13 protein-coding genes and 2 pseudogenes are annotated in these 20052 nt (G+C 66.1%); 8 read left to right on the forward strand and 7 right to left on the reverse strand.

Features of this window, described 5'->3' with window-relative positions:
• Positions 1 to 135 precede the first annotated feature (135 nt).
• Positions 136 to 1134: a hypothetical protein gene (locus ADL22_RS02090; protein ID WP_066973181.1), complete on the reverse strand. Its 999-nt coding sequence runs from the start codon at positions 1132 to 1134 to the stop codon at positions 136 to 138.
• A 455-nt stretch (positions 1135 to 1589) separates the two neighbouring features.
• Between ADL22_RS02090 and ADL22_RS35150 the strand changes: the two genes are divergently transcribed.
• The gene (locus tag ADL22_RS35150) at positions 1590 to 1739 is read left to right on the forward strand and encodes a hypothetical protein (protein WP_159048568.1); all 150 of its coding nucleotides are present in this window, start codon (positions 1590 to 1592) and stop codon (positions 1737 to 1739) included.
• A 376-nt stretch (positions 1740 to 2115) separates the two neighbouring features.
• Here the strand turns inward: ADL22_RS35150 and ADL22_RS02095 are convergent, their stop codons facing one another.
• The 5 genes from ADL22_RS02095 to ADL22_RS02115 all read right to left on the reverse strand — a co-directional run bounded on the left by ADL22_RS02095 (position 2116) and on the right by ADL22_RS02115 (position 12100).
• Positions 2116 to 3744, reverse strand: a complete 1629-nt coding sequence (locus tag ADL22_RS02095; RefSeq protein ID WP_234430502.1) for a protein kinase domain-containing protein — start codon at positions 3742 to 3744, stop codon at positions 2116 to 2118.
• 88 nt (positions 3745 to 3832) lie between these two features.
• Complete coding sequence (locus tag ADL22_RS02100; protein WP_066973183.1) at positions 3833 to 7054, reverse strand: type I restriction endonuclease subunit R; 3222 nt, start codon at positions 7052 to 7054, stop codon at positions 3833 to 3835.
• A gap of 11 nt (positions 7055 to 7065) precedes the next feature.
• Positions 7066 to 8346 (reverse strand): restriction endonuclease subunit S, encoded by a 1281-nt coding sequence (locus ADL22_RS36790; RefSeq protein ID WP_079063785.1) that lies wholly within the window; start codon positions 8344 to 8346, stop codon positions 7066 to 7068.
• Positions 8343 to 10373: a type I restriction-modification system subunit M gene (locus tag ADL22_RS02110; RefSeq protein ID WP_066973187.1), complete on the reverse strand. Its 2031-nt coding sequence runs from the start codon at positions 10371 to 10373 to the stop codon at positions 8343 to 8345. The genes ADL22_RS36790 and ADL22_RS02110 overlap by 4 nt, the downstream gene beginning before the upstream one ends.
• Complete coding sequence (locus ADL22_RS02115) at positions 10370 to 12100, reverse strand: N-6 DNA methylase (protein WP_107116203.1); 1731 nt, start codon at positions 12098 to 12100, stop codon at positions 10370 to 10372. Before ADL22_RS02115 ends, ADL22_RS02110 begins: the two co-directional genes overlap by 4 nt.
• 164 nt (positions 12101 to 12264) lie before the next feature.
• Here ADL22_RS02115 and ADL22_RS02120 point away from each other — a divergent pair, with 164 nt between their 5' ends.
• Positions 12265 to 12837, forward strand: a complete 573-nt coding sequence (locus ADL22_RS02120; RefSeq protein ID WP_066973190.1) for a hypothetical protein — start codon at positions 12265 to 12267, stop codon at positions 12835 to 12837.
• Between the two features lie 165 nt (positions 12838 to 13002).
• Positions 13003 to 13938 carry a DUF5655 domain-containing protein gene (locus tag ADL22_RS02125; protein WP_066973192.1) on the forward strand — a complete coding sequence of 312 codons (936 nt, stop codon included), beginning with the start codon at positions 13003 to 13005 and terminating at the stop codon, positions 13936 to 13938.
• Between the two features lie 96 nt (positions 13939 to 14034).
• Here ADL22_RS02125 and ADL22_RS02130 read toward each other — a convergent pair whose 3' ends face one another.
• The gene (locus tag ADL22_RS02130; protein ID WP_066973194.1) at positions 14035 to 14781 is read right to left on the reverse strand and encodes a DNA-methyltransferase; all 747 of its coding nucleotides are present in this window, start codon (positions 14779 to 14781) and stop codon (positions 14035 to 14037) included.
• 581 nt (positions 14782 to 15362) lie between these two features.
• Here ADL22_RS02130 and ADL22_RS02135 point away from each other — a divergent pair.
• The 5 genes and pseudogenes from ADL22_RS02135 to ADL22_RS02155 form a co-directional block, all read left to right on the forward strand.
• Positions 15363 to 16508, forward strand: a complete 1146-nt coding sequence (locus tag ADL22_RS02135) for a C40 family peptidase (protein WP_066973196.1) — start codon at positions 15363 to 15365, stop codon at positions 16506 to 16508.
• A gap of 86 nt (positions 16509 to 16594) precedes the next feature.
• Complete coding sequence (locus tag ADL22_RS02140; RefSeq protein ID WP_066973200.1) at positions 16595 to 16903, forward strand: DUF6112 family protein; 309 nt, start codon at positions 16595 to 16597, stop codon at positions 16901 to 16903.
• On the forward strand, positions 16903 to 17592 hold the full coding sequence (locus ADL22_RS02145) for a hypothetical protein (protein WP_066973202.1): 690 nt from the start codon (positions 16903 to 16905) through the stop codon (positions 17590 to 17592). Before ADL22_RS02140 ends, ADL22_RS02145 begins: the two co-directional genes overlap by 1 nt.
• Before the next feature lie 27 nt (positions 17593 to 17619).
• Positions 17620 to 19030 (forward strand): annotated as a pseudogene (locus ADL22_RS02150) (SCO6881 family protein).
• Positions 19031 to 19186: 156 nt separating this feature from the next.
• Positions 19187 to 19996 (forward strand): annotated as a pseudogene (locus tag ADL22_RS02155) (SCO6880 family protein); the annotation flags it as partial.
• Between the last annotated feature and the right edge of the window lie 56 nt (positions 19997 to 20052).

Genomic DNA, 20052 nt, shown 5'->3' on the forward strand with positions numbered 1-20052 from the left:
CCCTCATCGAATCCGCCTTGCCCGCCCTCCCCTGACACCCCGCCCAACCCAAAAGCCCAGGCCAGAAAAACCCTGACCTGGGCTTGCTCCGCACCCGACTCCCCCTCTAGCACTCACCGGGCCGAGAGGCAGAGCTCAGTCCTCATACACCTCGGTGACAAGCAGCCCCGTCCCCGCGAGCTCCACCCCCACCCGCGTCCCGGCCCACTCGGCAAGGAGACCCGGCTCCTCGCAGATCCGGTCCAGCAGACCAGCAATCGCTTCAGCACTCGGCGTCCCGGAAAGCTCGCAGCGAAGCACCGTGCCACCCGTCGCACTGCCGCATTCCTCGTAATCCTCGTCCGGGTCATCGGGTTCCCAACGACCGATTTCGATGACCCAGGAATCGGAACCGCCCTCGCCGACCTCCGGCGCCTGGACAGAGAAGTAGTAACCGTCCTCCTCATAGGGCTCAGCAAAGATCTCCAGATTGCCCGACTCCAGCCCACCGATCATGTCGGGGAAACGAGAGCAGGCGCCGACCAGAACCCGGAGGTTCACGATGCCCTTCGCACGCTCTTCGGGAGTTGCCCCCTCTTCAAGCCGGTCCAGCTGCTCCCGCACCTCGCTGCTCAGCATGTCGACGCCACCGCCATACAACACACACGGCTGGCCGAAGTCCCAGTGACGCCGCTTTTCCGGCTCGGACTCAGGGCTTCCTTCCCGGTACTCGGCGAGCTCCTCCCGCAACGCGCGTGCCTCTTCCGCCAGTTCCGCGTCGATTGCGATACGAATCGGCTCGGGCACCACCGCCAGCGCGTCATCCAAATCAGACAGCGCCTGATGAAGCTCCATACAGGCGTACTCGTACCACAAGCTGTGCGCGCCACTCAGGAGTTCCGCACGCGCCGACCGTTCGGTCAGCGCCCCGAGGTGCCTCGTCGGATAGCTGTCCACATCCCCGTCACGGCGATCGTGAACACTTACAGGGACGGTGGCGAGCGCGGAAATCCGGTTGAGCGCATCGACGACCGGTGCCGCAAGAGCTGGGCTGGACAGGCTTGTCACCGTCGACGACCTGAGCCCACCCGGCCCCTGATAAGTCGCCAGGATCTGCGTTTTGCCGCGGTTCGCATGCTGCGAGTAAATGGTCATGAGAGCGCCTTTCGGCCACCGAGCCAAGGCAGCTCGGTGGCCCGTCAGAATGCGGAGAGAGGCGGTGGCGAGGGCGCATTCCGACGCTCCATGCCTCGAAGAGACCGGCGGTGGCTCAGGTCCTGTCCCGAGCTCCTTGCCTCCATGCACCATAAGGTGTACGCATCACGCGCCACAAGCAATTACGCAGACAACCGCCGGCAACAGGCAATGCCCACGACCATCGCCAGCCCAGCACCCACGGAAGACAAGCACACTGTCCGCGGATTGGAGGTCCTTGCGACAAGGTCACGCGGCCGGCCCGAGCTACGCCCAGGGACTGCACGAACCACACCAGCACCACGCCCGATGAGGGACGCCCTTCCACCCCCGCCGCCGTTCACTCCGTAGCTGCGCGAGCACACGGCCCAGCGGCCGGCGAGGAAAGTACGGGCACGATCGCGAAGGAGCTGAGCGTGGACATGCCGGCCACCACGGAGATCTTTCAGCCCGCCCAAATCAGCCAGGCCCTCGAACCGGCAACCGAGACCGCCGACAGCCACGCGGCCCGCTCCCTGCGCCGCCGACACATCAGCTGGTACAAGAAAGCCCAGGTCAGCGACTAACTGACCTGGGCTTTTTCTCTGAGCCGCCTTCGGGATTCGAACCCGAGACCTACGCATTACGAGACCATGAGCGTTCGTGTTGCGTAGTGCCTCGTCGTGCTGTCCCGTGACGTTTTGCCTGATCAGAGGAGGTGCGACGGGTTGGCCTGTGCCGCCCCGTGATGCACTGTCCAAAGGCGTCTGTCCACCGGCTGTCCACCGGCGCGACGGCTGTAGAGCCGCCGGCGCCGTCTGCCGGAGCAACGAGGACGGCTGTTCAGAGGACCAGCGGAACAAACGGAACACTTTGTTGTTTCTATACAAGATCCGGCTGCCCGCTGACCACAGAGGGCGGGCTGCAGGTCGTCTCAGATGGAGCCGAAGACATCATGACTGATCAGCCGAGGTCTTGGCGGAGACGGCTGAGATAGGCGTCGATCTGCGCCAGCCCCGGCCAGTCGCTTCCCCGTAGCCGGGAGGTTTCCGACCGGAGGCGGTCACCGACCTCCAGTGCCTGGGGGAGGTCTTCCGCTGCTGCATACAGGCTCACGAGCCGTGCGAGGGTATCCAGGTAGCGATTGATGGCGTCCTCGTCCTCGGGAGCGGGCGTGATCTCCGCGACCTGGTCAAAGGCCCGGATGGCGGCGCTCGCTTCACCAAGTTCCATCCGGCACTGCGCGGCGTAGTACCAGCAAAGCTGTGCTTGCTCATCGTCGCCGCCGTAGCGGTTGGTGTATTCGTGGGCGAGTGGCTCGAATAGGGCGAGGGCCTCGCGGTGGCTTCCGGCCAGGAACTTCACTTGGGCGAGGTTGAACTGCATGCCTTCCCTGAGTTCTGGATCTGCGGCTCTCGCGATGGCCTCGTCTAGAGCGTCGGCGGCCTGGGTGAGCTGGCCCTCCTGAGCCAGCCGAGCTGCTCGGTCCGAAATCGCGTCCGCCTCCTTCTCGGTCAGTGCGGAAGGGCCTGACTGTGCCGCTGCCGGCGGGACTGCCACCGGCGAGGGCACCACCACGGTGGGTGTGTAGGAGGCGGCGACGCCGGTGCTGCGCGCCCGACCGCCGAAGGGGCGCAGGAACGGCAGTCGGGGGTCGAGGACACCGTCGTCGGTCGCGGCAAGCGTGCCGGCGGTGTCATGGATGAAGGGCAGGAGAGCGTCGTAGACCTCCATCGCGCCCATGCGCTGCTCGGATTCCTTGGTGAGCATGGCCAACAGCAGCTTCTCGATGTCGACCGGTACATCCGGTCGCAGGGAGCGGATAGGAGGGGGCGGGGTGTGGACGTGGTGCCACATGTGAGAACGGTTGTCGTCGGGGCTGAAGGGTGGCTTTGCTGTTAGGAGTTCGTAGAGCACGCAGGCGAGGGCGTAAACATCGGCGGCAGGGCCTACGGCGTTGGCCAGGCTCTGCTCGGGAGACATGTAGGGCGGGGTGCCCACGGTCATGCCGACCTGGGTGAGCCGGGGCAGGATGCCGACTCCACGCAGGGCAGCAACGCCGAAGTCGAGGACCTTGACCACCCCTCCGGGTGTAATCATCAGGTTGGAGGGCTTGATGTCGCGGTGGACGACGTCGTGGTGATGCACGGTATCGAGGACGGAGGCGATCTGGGCGGCGATGGCCGCGGCCCAGGAGACGGAGACCGTGTCGTTTTCGTAGTCAGTTTCGTCGATGAAGGTCTGCAGTTCGCGGCCCTGCAGGAGCTGCATGACGACGAACAGCCGTCCGCTGGCCTCGTCGGTGCCTGTGTCGTAGACAGCGGGAACACCGAGGTGTTCGATGCCAGCGGTAATCTGGACCTCGCGCAGGAAGCGGGCTCGGCGGGTCTGGAGGGTCTCCTCAAAGGCCGCGCCACGAAACCCAGGCGACACCGGGCTTTCGGCCAGCATCATTTTCACGGCCACGCGGCGGTCCAGGCGTTCGTCGTATGCCTGCCAGACCTCGCCCATGCCGCCTGCGCCGATGGGCGTGTAAAGCCGGTACCGGCCCGCGATGACGCGTGCCGGTATCCCGGCGTCGGAGTTCGGCATGCCGTGCACCATGCGCGGTGCCCTCTCTGCATGGGCGGGATGCAACTACCCCGCCGAGGCTGTTATGTGACGTACTGTCGGGTTCAGGCTACGCGGTCGGAGGCTCCGCACGACGGCTTCCGGTGGACTTGAGTTGAGCAGCCCGCTGCTCGGTGGCCCGGCGTTCGGCCTCACGCCGGACCGGGCGGCGGATGAGCTGGTATGCCTGTTGGGTCGCGACTTGTTTGAACAGGCGGTTGACGTTGGTGTCGTCGAAGTAGCGGACCATGAGGGCATCGTTGGAGGCCGCCTGATCGATGACGATTCGGTCGAGGTCCTTCTCAAGTTCTCCACCGAAAACGTCTTGGTCTTGGTGCAGCGCGATGGCCCGCAGTTCGGGGTCTTCGCTGACGGCGACCACGAGCTGGCCGAGCAGGATCTGGTCAGCGGTGGACAGGCCAGTTCCGTATTCGTCGTTGACGGACAGGATCACCTCCGCCAGCGACATCTCCTCCGCCTCGGCCACTGCTCCGCCCGCTTCGGGCACCAAGCCCCGCAGTACCTGTGCGCCGGCTACCTCCAGATGCAATTCGGGAGTGCCGGTCTGGGTGATGCGCATGTGGCTCGGCACTGCGGCGCCAATGTCCGCGCCTGCGCTGTGCAGGGGTGCGGGCAGGCGGCGCAGCAGGAAGCGTCCGTACTGGTAGAGCCGTTCCAGTTCCAAATTTTCGAAGCCGATGACGTGGGAGAGCCAACCGTATGCCTTGGTGTAAGAGTCCAGGGCCCGACGGAAGTCGGCGGCGGTGTCGGGTTCAGTGGCGTTGAGGGCGTTGAAGCGATCCACGGCTGGCTGGAGGTAGCCGTAGAGCCGCGCATGGGCCTTCATGACGGCGGTGCCGGTCGCCGCTCCGCCTTGGTAGGCGGCGAAGTACGCGGTGACGAAGGCATCCATCTCGGCTTCTACCAGGAGCTGGTAGGCCATGACCTCGCGTTCGCGGTCGAACAGCAGGTTCGGGTCGGTGGGTTCGCTGATCGACGCCTCGTAGTACTGCTGGAACGCCTGCTGGATATCCTCGGGCCGGTTAGCAAAGTCGAGGATGAACAGGTCCTCGGTGGTCTTGAGGGGGTGGGTGCGGTTGAGCCGGGACAGTGTCTGCACCGCGGCCAGCTTCACAAGGATCTTGTCCACATACATGGTGGTCAGCAGGGGCTGATCGAAGCCGGTCTGGTACTTCTCAGCAACGACGAGGATGCGGTATTCGGGCTTGGGGACGGAGGGCGGGTTCGAGTCGTCCGCGCGGGTATAGCCGAAGCGGCTGGGCAGTTCACGTTCGGGGAAGCCGTTGAGCTTGGGTTCGGTGTACTCGATCCCGTCGAGGGTCAGTGCCCCGGAGAACGCGACGAGGGTGCCGCAGTCGGCGAAGCCACGCTGGTCGATGTAGGCGCGCATGGCCTGGTAGAGCCGTACGGCATGTTCACGGCTGGAGGTGACCACCATCGCCTTGGCCCGGCCGCCGAGGCGCGGGCTGGTATGTGAGCGGAAGTGGTCGACAATGATCTTCGCACGGGAGGCCATCGACGCTTCCGACATCAGCGCGGCCCTCACCAGCTTAGAGCGGGCCTTACGCGGGTCCACCTGCTGCTCGGCCTCGTCTGCGGCGGCCTCCTGGAGCTTGAAGTAGGTGGCGTAGGTGATGTAGTTGCCGAGCACGTCGAGGATGAAGCCCTCTTCGATGGCCTGCCGCATCGAGTAGACGTGGAACGGCCCCTTCTCCTGCTCCCCCGAGCCGGCCTTGGTGTAAGGAGTGCCGAAGAGATCGATCGTCTTCGCCTTGGGGGTGGCCGTGAACGCGAAGAAGGACAGGTTCGGCTGCTTGCCGCGGGCCAGGGCCGCGGCCGTCAGCGGGTCGCCATCCTCGTCCACCGCGTCCGAACCGAGACGGCCCAGCGCCTTCTTCAGCGCCGCCGCGCTCTCACCGCCCTGCGAGGAGTGCGCCTCGTCAATGATCACCGCGTAACGCTGTCCACCCAGCCCCGCCACCTTATCCAGGACGAAGGGGAACTTCTGCACCGTGGTGATCACGATCCGGGCAGTCGGCCCGGTCAGCGCGTCCGCGAGCTGCTGGGAGTTCTCGTCGATCCGCACGACCACGCCAGCCTTGTGGTCGAACTGATAAATGGTGTCCTGAAGCTGCTTGTCCAGCACCCGCCGGTCTGTGATCACGATGACCTTGTCGAAGACCAGCTTGTTCGCCCCCAGGCCGGAGGCGAGTGCGGCGGGCGCGATCAGCCCGGGGTCATGGGAGGTGTGCAGGCTGGACAGATGGTGTGCCAGCCAGGCAATGGTGTTGGACTTGCCCGAGCCGGCGGAGTGCTGAATCAGGTAGTTCTCCCCCGCGCCGTGGCGGGCCGCGTGCGCGATGAGCTTACGCACCGCGTCCCACTGGTGGAACCTCGGGAAGATCAACGGCTGCGTGTGAGCGTTACCAGGCTTGTGCGACGGCGCCCGGCCGGCCTTCGCCGCGGCGTCCTCCACATGTAGGAACCGCTGCAGCAGTTCCAGCCAGTTGTCCCGCGCCCACACCTCGTCGAAAAGGTAAGAGGTGGGGTACGTCCCGTCGGTGGAGGCTGGGACGTTGCCCGCGCCACCGATCTGGCCGGGGCCACCGGATCCGGTGTTGAAGGGGAGGAAACGTGTGGAGTCCCCAGCCAGGCGGGTCGTCAGAAATGCCAGTGTCGGATCGACTGCAAAGTGGACCAGGCTGCGCTTGGCAAAGAACAGCTCCTTCGGGTCCCGGTCCCGCCGGTACTGACGCTTAGCTTCCTCAACGGTCTGGCCGGTCAGCCCGTTCTTCAACTCAACGGAGGCGACCGGCAGTCCGTTGAGGAAGAACGCCATGTCGAGGGTGTCGGCGGGACGCGAGGCCGAGTAGTGAAACTGGCGCACGAAGGTGAGCCGATTGGCGTCGTACTCGGCGAGAGCGTCGGCGGCGAGCGTGTGCGCGGGACGGAAGTACGCGAGCTGGATCTTCACGTTCCGGTCGTTCACTCCCCGACGCAGGACGTCCAGCAGCCCGCGCGAGTCGATCTCCCGCGCCACGCGCTTTGCGAACCGACCGACGGCCTGTTCCTCATCCTCGCCATAGGCGGCCTGGAGCGCCAGCCACGCGTCGTTCTGCGAAACCCTGAGGAACGCAGTCAGCTCGGAGGTGTCGATACCGAGAGCGCGGTCGTAGGTGTTAGCGAGCCCGCGCTGCCAGCCGCTGCGCAGCAGCGCCGCTTCCACAGCGTTCTCGAATGCCTTCTCGGTGTACAGGCGGGCGTCGTTCATCTGAATCCCCCTCAGAGGTCGCGATCGTGCGCGGGGCGGGCGGTGGTGACGTCGAGCTGGCCGGTGACGGCAGCGGTGATCAGGGCCTGGCGTCGCTCGGTAAGGAGCGTGAGCTGCCTACCGCGTGCACCTCGCTCACTCTCGATGGCACCGATGTGGAGCCTGATCTCATCGGCTACAGCCTCTTGCTCCGACAGTTCGGGCATAGGAACGTTCAAGTTCCTCAGATCGGGAAGCGAAAGCTGAGTCTTCGTACCACCGTACTGACTTCCAAGCAGGGAATCCTGGACGGCCGGGGAAGAGAGGAGATACGCCAACCACGTCCCGGAGACGTACCGGGACGGTCGAATCAGACAAACGTGCTGGCTTACGTTGGCCCCTTCGATGTCCTCACCCGCAAGGCATACCCACCCCGCATTCGCCCCAGTAATTCCCACAAGGACATCACCAAGACGCACCGAAGATCTGAAAGATTCCACCAGCGCGGAATCAGGAGGTGCAACATGCGCAACCGAACCGAGATTCGGCTCGATGGAATCACGCCGAAGGTTGGCACTCCGGAAGAACATTCTTCCCTCATCTCCGACGTACTCCCCCCAACCTCGCGGACCGCTGGTCACGAGGCTTAGGAAGTACCCCAGCCTCACCAATGGACACCCAGATTGCCAAGTAGTGGCAAGCACAGCGCTTCGACGATTAGACAGTAGTTCATCCTGGGATCGCATAACTGCGGACAGGCGGTCGATTCTGGCGGTCTCGGCGTCGAGGAAGTCAGCAATGCGGCGCTGCTCCTCCAGCGGAGGAAGGGGGACAGGAGCCTCCCCAAGTCGCTCACGGTTGAGCTCGATCTGATTTGTTGCCCCCACGACGAGGGCCGCAAAAACGTACTCCTGGAAAGGCCGCGACAGGAGCCAGTAGTACGAGAAGCGAGGATGCAATTCGCGAAGATCCGCCCGGGCAACCGTCACATGGCCATCCGCCACGCAGGGAGTCCCGTCCGGGGATCCAGTAAATTGCCCTACTCGACCCAGCGTTCCCGTACCAGTGGAATTAATGATCACATCTCCGGGCTGCAAGTATCCCTTCAATTTTCGAGGATCCCCCGAAAACGCATGGAATCTTGTTCGGGACCAATCCAACCCGCTCGGCTGGTTGGCTCCCTGACTTACAGCACGCACGGGCCCATCATCCACGTAGACGGGAGCCGTTCCTCGATTCAATACTGTTGTCACATACTTTAGAGGCGAAGAGGACCACCCCGTAGGAAGCGGCAAACCGAGGATAGATGTCATCCCGTCACCTCTCCGAGCAGCGCCTGAATCTCGGCCTCGATCGATTTCAACTCCGCGTCAATTTCCGCTAGCGGCCTGGGCGGCGTGTAGACGTAGAAATGACGCGTGAACGGAATCTCGTACCCAACCTTGAACCGCTCCGTCCCTTTCGTCTTCGGATTGCGGGTCTCCGCGATCCAGGCGTCAGGGACGTAAGGCAGTACCTTGCGTGCGAGGTACTCGTCGATGTCCTCTCCCAGGGGGACGTTCTCGTTGTCGCGCAGTTCAGGATCAGGCTCAGGCTTGCCCTTGATGACCTGGACCTCACCATCAGGGTCGGTCACGCCCACGGCGTCGCGCATGGCCTTCTGGAACGGTGCGGCGGTCGGCCACAGCACGCCTCCGGCCACCATCGCCGCCCGCAGGTCGTCCCATGCCTCAGCCTTGGTAGACCACTGCGATCCGAGCAGCGGTTTGAGCGCGGTGAGCAGCGATTCGACCGCCGCCTCGCCCCCGACCGCCTTCCTCACGGCGGCGGATGCCCCCAGCTGGGTCAGGCTATCCTCGGTCAGCTCGAAGCGGAGCTTGAGCGGGCGGTCCACAGTGATGCGCTGGTAGCCAAAGTCCCGGTTGGCAAAGACTTTCACCCGCCCATGGTCCTGATGGGTTTCGTCGCCGGCGATGGTGAGGGCGTCGCGGTAGAGCGCGCAGATGCGTCCGATCTGGGGCCGGGTGATCTTCTTGCGCTTCTCGCCGAGCGACTTACGCATCTTGGTCCACTGGTCGCGGGTATCGATGAGAATCACGCGGCCCTTGCGGTCGGCGGGCTTGCGATTGGTGACGATCCAGAAGTACGTGGAGATGCCTGTGTTGTAGAAAAGCTGGTCTGGGAGGGCGACGATCGCCTCCAGATAATCATGCTCGATGATCCACTTGCGGATCTCCGACTCACCAGATCCCGCACCACCGGTGAACAGCGGGGAACCGTTGAAGACGATGGCCAGCCGGGTGCCACCGGCCTCGTCGCCCGCCTCGTCCTTCTTCAGCGGCTGCATCTTGCTCATCATGTGCTGCAGGAACAGCAGCGAGCCGTCGTTGATCCGGGGCAAACCGGCACCGAAACGGCCGTCGTATCCCCGGTCTTGGTGCTCCTGGCGGACGACCTTCTCGACCTTCTTCCACTCCACGCCAAAGGGCGGGTTGGCGAGCATGTAGTCGAAGGTCTCGCCGTCGTGGCCATCCTGGCTGAAGGAGTTGCCGAAGCGGATGTTCTTGGCTGTGTGACCCTTCAGCAGCATGTCGGAGCGGCAGATCGCGTACGACTCGGCGTTCAGCTCCTGCCCGAACAGGTTGACGCGCACTCGCGGATTCAGCTTGCGGATGTGCTCCTCAGATGCCGAGAGCATGCCGCCGGTGCCGCAGGCCGGGTCGAAGATCTTGACGACCTGGCCCTCTCCGTTCAGCCGATCGTCGTCCGGGGCAAGCAGCAGCTCGACCATCAGCTCGATGACCTCGCGCGGGGTGAAGTGCTCACCGGCGGTTTCGTTGGAGGCGTCGGCGAACTTTCGAATCAGCTCCTCGAAGACGTAGCCCATGTCGTGGTTGTCTACGGCTTCGAAGCTCAGGTCCAGGCCGGCGAACTTCCGCACCACCTGGTAGAGCAGGTCGGCGTTGTCCAGGCGGTCAATCTGGAGGTGGAACTCGTAGCGGTTGATGATCTCGGTGGCTTCCGAGGAGAATCCCCGGATGTAGTCCTTGAGGTTCTTCGCTACGTTGGCCGCGTCGCTACTGATGGTGTCGAAGGTCTGCTCGGAGAGGTTGTAGAACTTCAGCTTGGACGCCGCCAGAAGCAGTCCATCCTTGTTCTCCCCGGTGTAGGAGGCTGCCCGGTCCCACACCGCCTGGCGGGTCGGGGCCATGACGCAGTCCAGCCGACGCAGCACCGTCAGCGGCAGGATGACTTTGCCGTACTCCGAGCGCTTGTAGTCTCCGCGCAGCAGGTCGGCTACCGACCAGATGAAGTCGGCCAGTTCCTGGTTCTTACTCAAAGCGTCCTGCCCTCTCGTCCCACTGCTTCGTCTCCGTCGGTCGTGCTCTGGTGCTCAACATCGCCGTTGGCCTGCGTCGGCGGCGGGTCGAGTGCGCCACTGGTCAGGCCGTCACGAGCAAGCCGCGTCGCCCGGTCTCCCATCATGGCGATTTCGGCCAATTCGCGTTCGAACGCGATCAACAAGCGAAAGGCGCCCCCGTAGCGGTGCTGCCGCTCGATGTCCATGCGAGGCAGGCGCGCCGCCCGCAGGTCTGCTCGGAACGTACCCGAGGCCGAGGTGCTGCGGCGGGCATTCTCCGCGCTGTTGGCAAAGCCACGCACATAGTCGGGGTCCAGTTGGTCGCTGAGGGAAGTGAGGTCTTCACCGTCCAGGTTGACCAAGCCGGCAGCGAGCAGGTCGCTCATCGTGACCGGGGCGCCTTCGTCCAGGCTGCCGGGCCTGTCTCGTGGAGGTAGCTCGGGGAGCAACGCCTGCAGGCGGCTGAAACGCGTTTCGAGATCCCTACGCAGCGCGTCATACTCCGCGACGTAGTCGGGTTCCGGCTCGCGAACGTAGCGGCTGGGCGTGAGGTCTACCTCGTCGTTCAACAGGTCGATCAGCGGCACTTCCGCTTCCTGGTGCGGCTGCGGCTGCCAGGGCCCGTCCGGGCTGTTGGTGCTGAGATCCACCATGCGTACGGCCCCCGATGTCCGCCGGGGGTCTGCGGGTCGGCTCAGCACCCACAGGTGCAGCGGAAGTGCGTGACTGGCCGCGAGGCCCGGTGGCAGAGCCACCACCATGGTGACGCAGCCGCGGCGCACCATCTCCGCGCGGATTCTGCGTCCGGAGCGGCGATGGGCGACCGACGCAGGCAGGGCTACCACGGCCCGTCCGCCGGGGGCCGTGTGGTGGTAGCAATGCTGGAGCCACGCGAGTTCACTCTCCCCACGCGAGGGCACACCCGCCTCCCAGCGCGGATCGATCAGCAATTGCTCGCGGCCCCAGTCGGCCACAGCGGTCGGCGGCTCACACACGACCAGGTCCGCACGGAGGTCAGGGAAAGCGTCAGCCCGCAAAGAGTCGCCCGCCACTACCTGAGCCGACGCCCCTGCCTCAACGACGGACAATGCCGCGCGTACCCGAGCCAAGCGCGTCGCGTCCGCATGTGTGTCCTGCCCCAGCCTGCTCCCGACTGCGCCGCTGCCCACCGCGACGAGAAGCGAGCCGATACCGCACGCTGGGTCGAAGACGGCGCCGGATGTCTCACCTGCGAATTCCCTTACAGCCCGGGCCAGTCGCAACGTCGAGACGCCGTCCAGCGCGGCGCGTGCGGAGGACTCCAGCAAACGGGAGACAAGTCCGTCCATCACTTCCGTCGGCATCCGCTCCGCGACCAGCCCATCGACCGCCTCGCATGCAGTCCGGTCGGTCAACTCATCGCGGCCACCGAGGAGATAATCCCCAACCGCCGCCAGCGCAGTGGCCATCTCCTCGCCGTAGGTGCCACGCAGCGCCTGCCAGAGCCGAACCTCCCCGCTGACCTCTCGGCCTTCTCGCTGCCCCTGCAGCCACTGCTGCACCTGGGCAAGTGAGAACAGAGGACTTGCCGAGGTACCACCGACGGGTGAGGGGAAGTCCGAACGACGCCTACGCCAGTTGGACACCGCAGCGCGCGTCACTCCCGCCAACCGTGCGATCTCCGCAGCGGTCACCGCGGCACCAGGCACCTCGTCTTCTGCGGTCATGGCACGACCGTACACCGAAATCCACGTTGACCAAAGTTACATTTCGTTGACGCCGCCAACGCAATAATGAGACTCTGTCGTCAAGCGCCCAGCGATGCGGGCGCCCACGCCGCACACCCCCAACGCGCTCCCAGCTCGCTGGGGCCGAGTGAGGGGAATCGAGCATGGCCACTGATCACGAGCACGAAGAAGAGGACGACCGCGAGAGCGTCGATACCCTCTACCGCAACTGGGTGCATCTGGTCTTTCGGCTGCGCAGAACCGGCGACGAGGTCCGCGCTCTCCACGCGCGCATGACACCGTGGCACGGGTCGGAACCACGACGCGCTGCCGACTGGGACTGGATCATGAAAGCTTTCGTGCGAGAAGCCTCGACCGCCAGCAGAAGCGACTTCGAGAGTTTGATCTTCCGGACCACAGAGCTGCACCACCGTGGTACCGAGATCCTCAATCCGGACCGCGGACCCCAGCCCATCCCGTCACCGTTCGTGCGACGAATGCCTGAGGATCAGGCCAAGACCGAAGCCGAGCGCTACGAGCGCCAGGGTCGCCATGTGCTCGCCTACCAAGAACACATCCGCCATTGCCTCGACCACTTCGTCACCGCATGGACGGCGCTCATCGACGGCTGCTCGATCTGCGACTGGGAGATGATCGACGACGAGTTCCCCAAGCTCGCCGAGTTGACCACGGAAGCCCAGAGAGCCTTCGACATCTGGGTATCGCTCGACCGATAGCTGCACATCACTGTGGAGGGGGAAGGAGACGGTGCGACCCGAGGCGTCCGCATTGGCCGAGAGCAGCGAGCAGCCCCCGACGAGGCATCACACACAGGTATCCACCGGAATACCCGCAGGCGGGTTTCGATTGCTCCTCCTGTAGTTGTCACGGAGGGGGCACGGGTGACCGATCTGATGTTGTTCCGGCAGGATGCCGATGGCCGGGACGTCGAGCTTCGGGGCTCGACGGTGGCGTTGGAGGTGGAGCTTCAGCGTCGGATCGAGGCGGGGATGGAGTCGATGCTCGGCATCCGATTCCTGGCGTCGGAGTACCCGACAGGGCCGTGGCACCGGGGGCGGATCGACACTCTCGGCTTGGACGAGAACGGCACACCTGCGCTGATTGAGTACAAGAAGGGCTCCGACAGCGGCGTCATGTCGCAGGCCATCTCCTACCTGTCGTGGCTGGACTCGGCACATCACGAGTTCGAGGCACTGGTCAAGAAGAAGCTGGGCTCCGAGGCGGCCGAGGCGATCGACTGGCGGAACCCTCGGATGGTCTGCATCGCAGCCAGCTTCTCGCACCACGATCGAGTCGCGGTGCACCGCCTGCACGAGCGGATCGACCTGGTGCGCTACCGAATCTTCGACGGCGGGCTGCTGAGTCTACTACTGATCGAGTCCGCACCTGGTTCTCCTCGCCCCGCTCCGGCTCGGCGTCGGCGCCGGGAGTTGGAGGAGACCAGTGCCGGCGGAGGAGACGAGCAGCCGTCAGTCCGAGCGACCCCGGGCGCGGCCCCGGCTTGCCTCCAGGACCTGTACGCCGAATTGGACGAGGCCCTCACCGCCTGGGGCGAGGTCGAGGTAGCTCCACTACTGCACTACATCGCCTACCGGCGGATGGTGAACCTCGCCTCGGTGATCTTCCGCCCGAAGCACGAGGTGATCCTGGTCTACCTAAGAGTCGACCCGGATACGGTCGAGTTGGAAGAGGGCTTCTCCCGCGACATGCGTGGCATCGGTCATCTCGGGACGGGGGACCTGGAGGTGCGGATCGCCTCGGCGGCCGACTTGGAGAAGGCGGGACCGCTGATTCGACGGGCGTTCGAGGCGGCCTGACGCAAGAGGAAGGGCGGCTGGTGCATCGGTTTCTCGATGCTCCAGCCGCCCTTTTGCGTCTGCGGTCCGTCAGCCCCGGCTTGGTCGGTCTCATGCTCACGCCTCCGGTCCTGCCAGGACGAAGTCGTCCTGGGTCAACTCCGCTCGGAGCCTTCGCTCGGCGACATCGGCGTAGTGCGAGGACAGCTCGGCTCCCACGAATTGCCGTCCCTCGCGCAGAGCTGCGACGCCCGTGGAGCCGCTGCCGGTGAAGGGGTCGAGCACGGTGCCGCCTTCGGGGCAGATTCGCACGAGTTGCTGCATGATCTCGACCGGCTTCTGGGTGATGTGGACGCGGTCCTTGCGGGGCTGGGAGGCGATGAAGTGGCCGGGCAGGTAGAGGTCCCGGTCCTTGTCGAGGCTGCCCTTGACACCCCAGATGATGAACTCGGCCGACTGCTTGAATCCGCCCTTGCGGGGTCGGCTGGCGGGCTTGATCCAGGGGATCGTGCCACTCCAAGTCCACCCTGCCATCTGTAGGGCGTCGCTGGTGGTCGGCTCTTGGCGCCAGTCGGAGAAGACCATGGCGACGGAGTGCTCGGTCGAGGCTCGGTACGCCTCGGTGAGCAGGGCGGTCAGCCAACTCCGGTACGAGCGCTGGTCGCGGTTCTCTCCGGGGAAGTTCTGCAGGTCGTGCGCGGATCCGCTGGTGACGTACTTGGCGCGGGCGGTGCGAGCGGTGCGGTCCGAGCTGGTGCGTCCGCCGGAGTTGTACGGGGGATCGGTGATGACGGCGTTGACGCTCTCGTCCGGCAGGTTCTTCAGCACGGTGAGGGCGTCGCCTCGGTGCAGGGTGTAGCTCATGTGCGGGGCCTCTTTCAGGGCACGGCGGGACTGGGACCCGCTCCGGACAGCGCTCAACAGCGGCCGTTCGGAGTTGGGTTGCGCCGGAGGTTAGCCGCGATTTCCGGCCGCACCTAACGAGCCCGTGCCGCGCTCCGGGCACGGGCTCGGCGGTCGTTTGGTGCGGCCGGAATCCCGGTCTACTGTCTCGCCATGTCACCGAGGCGGAGCCCAGCTCCACCCCGGTTGACCTGTGCTGATCCGTGTTGCCTCGTCCAAAAAGCGTGGCCCGGCGGGCACATTGACCCCTCGTTCTCGAAGCCGTAAGGAGATCCGGTGCATCGCCTGAGATTACGAGCGCGGCTGGCTGCCGCGCATGACCTGAGACCGGCGTCCGGGAGCTACCAACTCCCCTGACCCGGGCCCGCCCTGAGAGGCGGATTCACATCGGCGCGGTGCCGACGGCTTTGCACGAGAAGTCGGCACCGCGCCTCCTACGAACCAAGAGGAGCCGCTGCGATGCAGCACGCCCTGATACGCACACGCCCTGACCCAAACCCGTTGCCCGGCCGGGCTACCCGCCCCGGCGAACGGCGGCGGCGATGAAGAAGACCACCGGAGGCGTCGTCAGCCTCTTCGCCTGCGGTCCCCTGCTGCTGGCCGTTCCGATCCTCGCCATCGGGGCCGGGAGTGCTTCGGCCGCCTGCTCGACCGGCGGTACACAGGCTGTGGATACCTCAGCCGTTGCCGCTCAGGTGAAGGCGATCCTGGGCGGCGGCAGCAAGGGGACGGTGTCCGTGCCGGGCCTGGACGACCCGGCCGAGCAGGTGCCCAACGCCAAGACCATCCAGGCCACCGGCGTCGCGATGAAGATCCCGGCTCGGGGGCAGATCGTGGCCCTGGCGACCGCCCTGCAGGAGAGCGGCCTGCGGAACCTCACCTACGGCGACCGTGACTCGCTGGGCCTGTTCCAGCAGCGTCCGTCGCAGGGATGGGGCACCGCGAACGAGGTCCGTGACCCGGTGCATGCCTCTACGAAGTTCTACGAGGCGCTGGAGAAGGTCTCGGGCTGGCAGTCCCTGTCTGTTACTCAGGCCGCCCAGGCGGTGCAGGGGTCTGGTTTCCCCGAGGCTTATGCGAAGTGGGAGCCCTTGGCCACCGCCTTGCAGAAGGCGATCGAGCCGTTGCTGTCGAAGGCTGGCGGCGCGTCGCCGAGCCCTTCGCCGTCCGGCTCGGGCAGCACGGGCAGTCCTCCGCCGAGTACCGCGGGTGGCTGTACGAGCGGCGGGGACGGAACCGACTTCGGAACCATCCCGCCCGGCTCGGTGCCGGCTGGATACAAGATCCCGGTAGCCGCTTCGCCGAAGGTCCAGACGGCGATCCGCTGGGCGCTCGGCCAGCTCGACACCCCGTATCAGTGGGGCGGGAGTTGCACCGGCTCCCACGGGTCCGACCCAATGGGCCGCTGTGACTGCTCCTCTTTGATGCAGCAGTCGTACAAGGCCGCCGGGGTCACCCTCACGCGAACGACGTATACGCAGGTCAAGGAGGGCAAGCCGGTGTCGGTCGACGCTCTCCAGCCGGGTGACCTCGTCTTCACCGAAGGGACGGCCGAAGTCCCTGAGCACGTCGGCATGTTCATCGGCCAGGGGCTGATCATCAACGCCCCGCACACGGGCGACGTGGTTCGCATCGCGACCCTCGCGTCCTGGAAACCGCGGATTCTCGCGGCCCGCCGAGTCGTCTGACCGGCACTTCTCCCCTCCCCCTTTCCTCGCATCACCGCTTCGCCCTCTCGGGCTTTGGCACGCACTGAATCGAACTGGAGTTCGTAATGTATCTCGCTGACAAGGTCGTCCAGCTCGCCTACGACCCCGGCATCAAGCCGAACGAGGGCGGCCTCCCTGGCCTGACGGTGCTCAAGCAGGTGATGGGCTCCATCAACCTGTTCGGCATCATCGCCGTGGTCGGCGCGCTCGCCGTCAGCGCGGGCGTGTGGGCCTGGGGCCACCACTCTGGCAGTCACCAGGCCGAGGCCAACGGCAAGAAGGGCGTGTTGGTCAGCGCTGGCGCGGCCCTTCTGCTGGGTGCCGCGAACGGTGTGGTCGCGTTCTTCAGCACGCTGGGGACGCAGGTCCACTGATGGCTCCCCACTCCTCGAACCCCGGCGGCGCATCTCGCGTGCGCCGCCGGGCGCTGCTCGGCACCGCTGTTCTGGTGGTGCTCGTCGCCCTCGCCGGCCTGGCCGCCTACCTCACCCGCGACGGCAGGAACTCCTCCAAGGCCCCTGCGCCGCAATCGAGTTCGGCATCCAACTCCTCCCCGACTGCTTCGCCCTCCAGCTCGCCACCACAGAGCGGGCGCCACAACACCCTTCCCGTTCCCCCGACCACGCACGACCCGGTCGCCTTCGGGAAGGCGGCGGCAGCAGCGCTGTGGTCCTACGACACCCGGGCCTACTCCCAACGTGAGCTGCTTTCTGCTCTGCACGGTTGGCTGACCAGCGAGACGAAGTACGCCGACACTGCTTCGGTCGACGCGGTCGTCCCCTCACCCGTGCTGTGGAAGGAGATGACTGCCAACGGCCAGTTCGCCACCGCCACCGTGAACGAGGGTCACTTCCCCGACTCGTTCAGCCGGGCCCTTCAGGCGGATCCCGGGACGATCACGCAGGCGTACGTCTACGCCGTCACCGTCTCCGGCAAGCAGTCGATCGCGTGGACCGGCTCACCCGCGGGAGGCGCGGAGAACCGCGTCACCACCCTCGCGGTCCAGTGCCGTCCCTCCCATCCCTGCGCCCTGGCCGGTGTCCTGCCGGCCGTCGCGCCCTGATCTCTACCCACGAAAGGAGGCACCGCCATGGGAGTCTGCGACCTGCCGCTGATGGGCACCGTCTGCGACGCCGTCGACTTCGCCACCAACCCCGCCGGGACCGTCACCGACGGCATCGGGGCCTGGATCGCGAAATCAGCGGGGTGAGCTGGCCGCCAGCGCGGCCAATCTCGCCGCCAAGGCCGTCAACGAGACCACCGCCATCGATCTCAATGCCGGATGGTTCCGGGACAACTACCAGCTGCTCCTACCCATCGGGCTCGCCCTGACCGTCGGAACGTTCTGCATCCAGTTGATGTTCGCGGCCTGGCGACGGGACGAACGCGCCCTCGCCCAAGCCGCGATCGGCACCATGACTGGCGTCCTGTTCTCCTTCTGCGCCGTCGCCTCCACCACCGTCGCCATCACTGTGGTCGACGCCCTGTCCAACGGCCTGTTCAAAGCAGCCAACAGCTCAGTCGACGACGCGATCCGCCGCGTCATCAAGGTCGACGAACTCGGGGCGATGTACGGCCTCGGCTGGGGCGTCCCATCCCTGGTCGCCCTCGGCTGCGCAATCGGCGCGTTCCTGTACTGGGGCGTCATGGTCGCCCGCAAGGTCGGCGTCCTGATCATGGTCGCCCTTGCCGTCTTTGCCGGATCCGGCGGCGGCTGGGAGGTCGCCAAGCGGTGGCGGCGCGGCTGGATCGAGGCCACCGCCACCCTGGTCGTCAGCAAATTGCTGATGACCGTGGTCTTCCTGATCGGCGTGTCGGCGATGGGCAAGTCGGATTCCCACAACGGCATGGCCGCCCTGTCCGACGCGCTGGCCGGCATCGTCGTGATGGTCTTGGTCCTCCTGTGCCCGTATGCCACCTATAAGTTCGTCCACTGGGCGACCGACGGCGGCGGACACGACGACCTGCACCGCACGGGAGTCGCCGGCATGGCGGTGGCCGCGGGGGCCGCGAAGACCGCGGGCAGCCTCGCGATGCAGGCCAGCACCGGCGCTCCTGCTCCGCAGGGGCCGAACAAGGTCCCCGGCGCGGGCAGTGACGGTGTCGCCTCCGGCATCAACCCCACCGGCGGCAACCTGAGCAAGGAGGGCATCGACTCCGGACCGCCTAAGCCGCAGACCAGCTTCCGGTACGGCGAGGACCCGAACGCCTCCGGCGACAAGGGCCGAGCCCTGATCCAGCGACCCGGCATCCCGGCGCTGATCACCCGGCCCGGCGAGGCCGAAACGGGAGGCTTCGACGGGGGCACTCCGGGTGCCGACGGCGGCTCCGCTGTCCAACCCGCTGGTGTTTTCGCTCCGGGCGGCAGCATGACCCGCGCGGGTACCGCGCCGCCTACCGGTCCCGCCGCACCGCCGCCGCCCTCCACCGGTCCGTCGGCGATCGGCTCCCCGACTCCGACGAGCTGGGTGTACCCCAAGCAGCCGCCGTCCGGGTCCTGACCCAACCACAACAAGGGGCGGGCTGCATCCGAGCAGTCCGCAGCCCGCCCCCTTCCTCCGCTCACCCGATCACCCGAAACGGAGTCCTGCCATGACCTCCAGAAGAGCGCCGCGCCTTCCGCCCCACTCCTCCCGCTCCCACTGTCTGGAAACGCCATGTCTGACAACCCCCAGGCCGAAGCCACCACTGCCACCGTGAAGTTCCCGCACCGCAGCAGGCGCGGCATCCTGCTCGGTCTGACCGCCCCGCAACTGATCGTCGCGAGCCTCACCGGCCTTCTCCTGCTCGCCGTGCTCCTCACCCGTGGCGTGGTCGGCGCACTCGAACTCATCCCGCTCTGGGCCGCCATCGCCCTGCTCGTCTTCGTTCGCTACCGCGGCCGGGCCCTGGCCGACTGGGCTCCGATCGTCACCCGGTACGTGCTGCGCCGGATGCGGGGCCAGTTGATCTGGCTCACCCGGCCCTCCCGCCGCCCGGTCCGCGAAGGACTCCTCCACCTGCCCGGTACCGCCGCCAGCCTGCGCGTGGTCACCGCTCCCGACCGCCGATACGGTGCAGTCCATAACCCCCACACCGGCACGCTGACCGCCGTCGTCAAGGTGTCCTCCCGCGCCTACGCGTTGCTCGACCCGGGCACCCAGAACGCCAACGTCAACGGCTGGGGGCGTGCCCTCGCCTCGCTGGCCCGAACCGGTCAGGTCGCCCGGATCCAGGTGATCGAGCGCACCGTCCCGGACTCCGGCGACGCCCTTCGCCGGTACTGGGAGGAGCACGGCCAGCCCGACGCCCCGGTAGCAGGCGCGGTATACAGCGAGCTGATCCAGAGCGCGGGCCCGGTTGCGGCTCCGCACGAGGCGTACGTCGCGGTCTCGCTGGACGCCAAGGCTGCACGGCGGCTGATCAACCAGGCCGGAGGCGGTCTGATGCTGTTGGTTAATCCGGGGCCTGGCGTGACGTCGGCCTTCAAGACCTGGTTGTGGTCTTGAAGGCCGACGTTGTCGTATGGGGTGGGTGCGGATGT

The organism is Streptomyces sp. NRRL F-4489 (assembly GCF_001509485.1).
GTDB lineage: Bacteria > Actinomycetota > Actinomycetes > Streptomycetales > Streptomycetaceae > Streptomyces.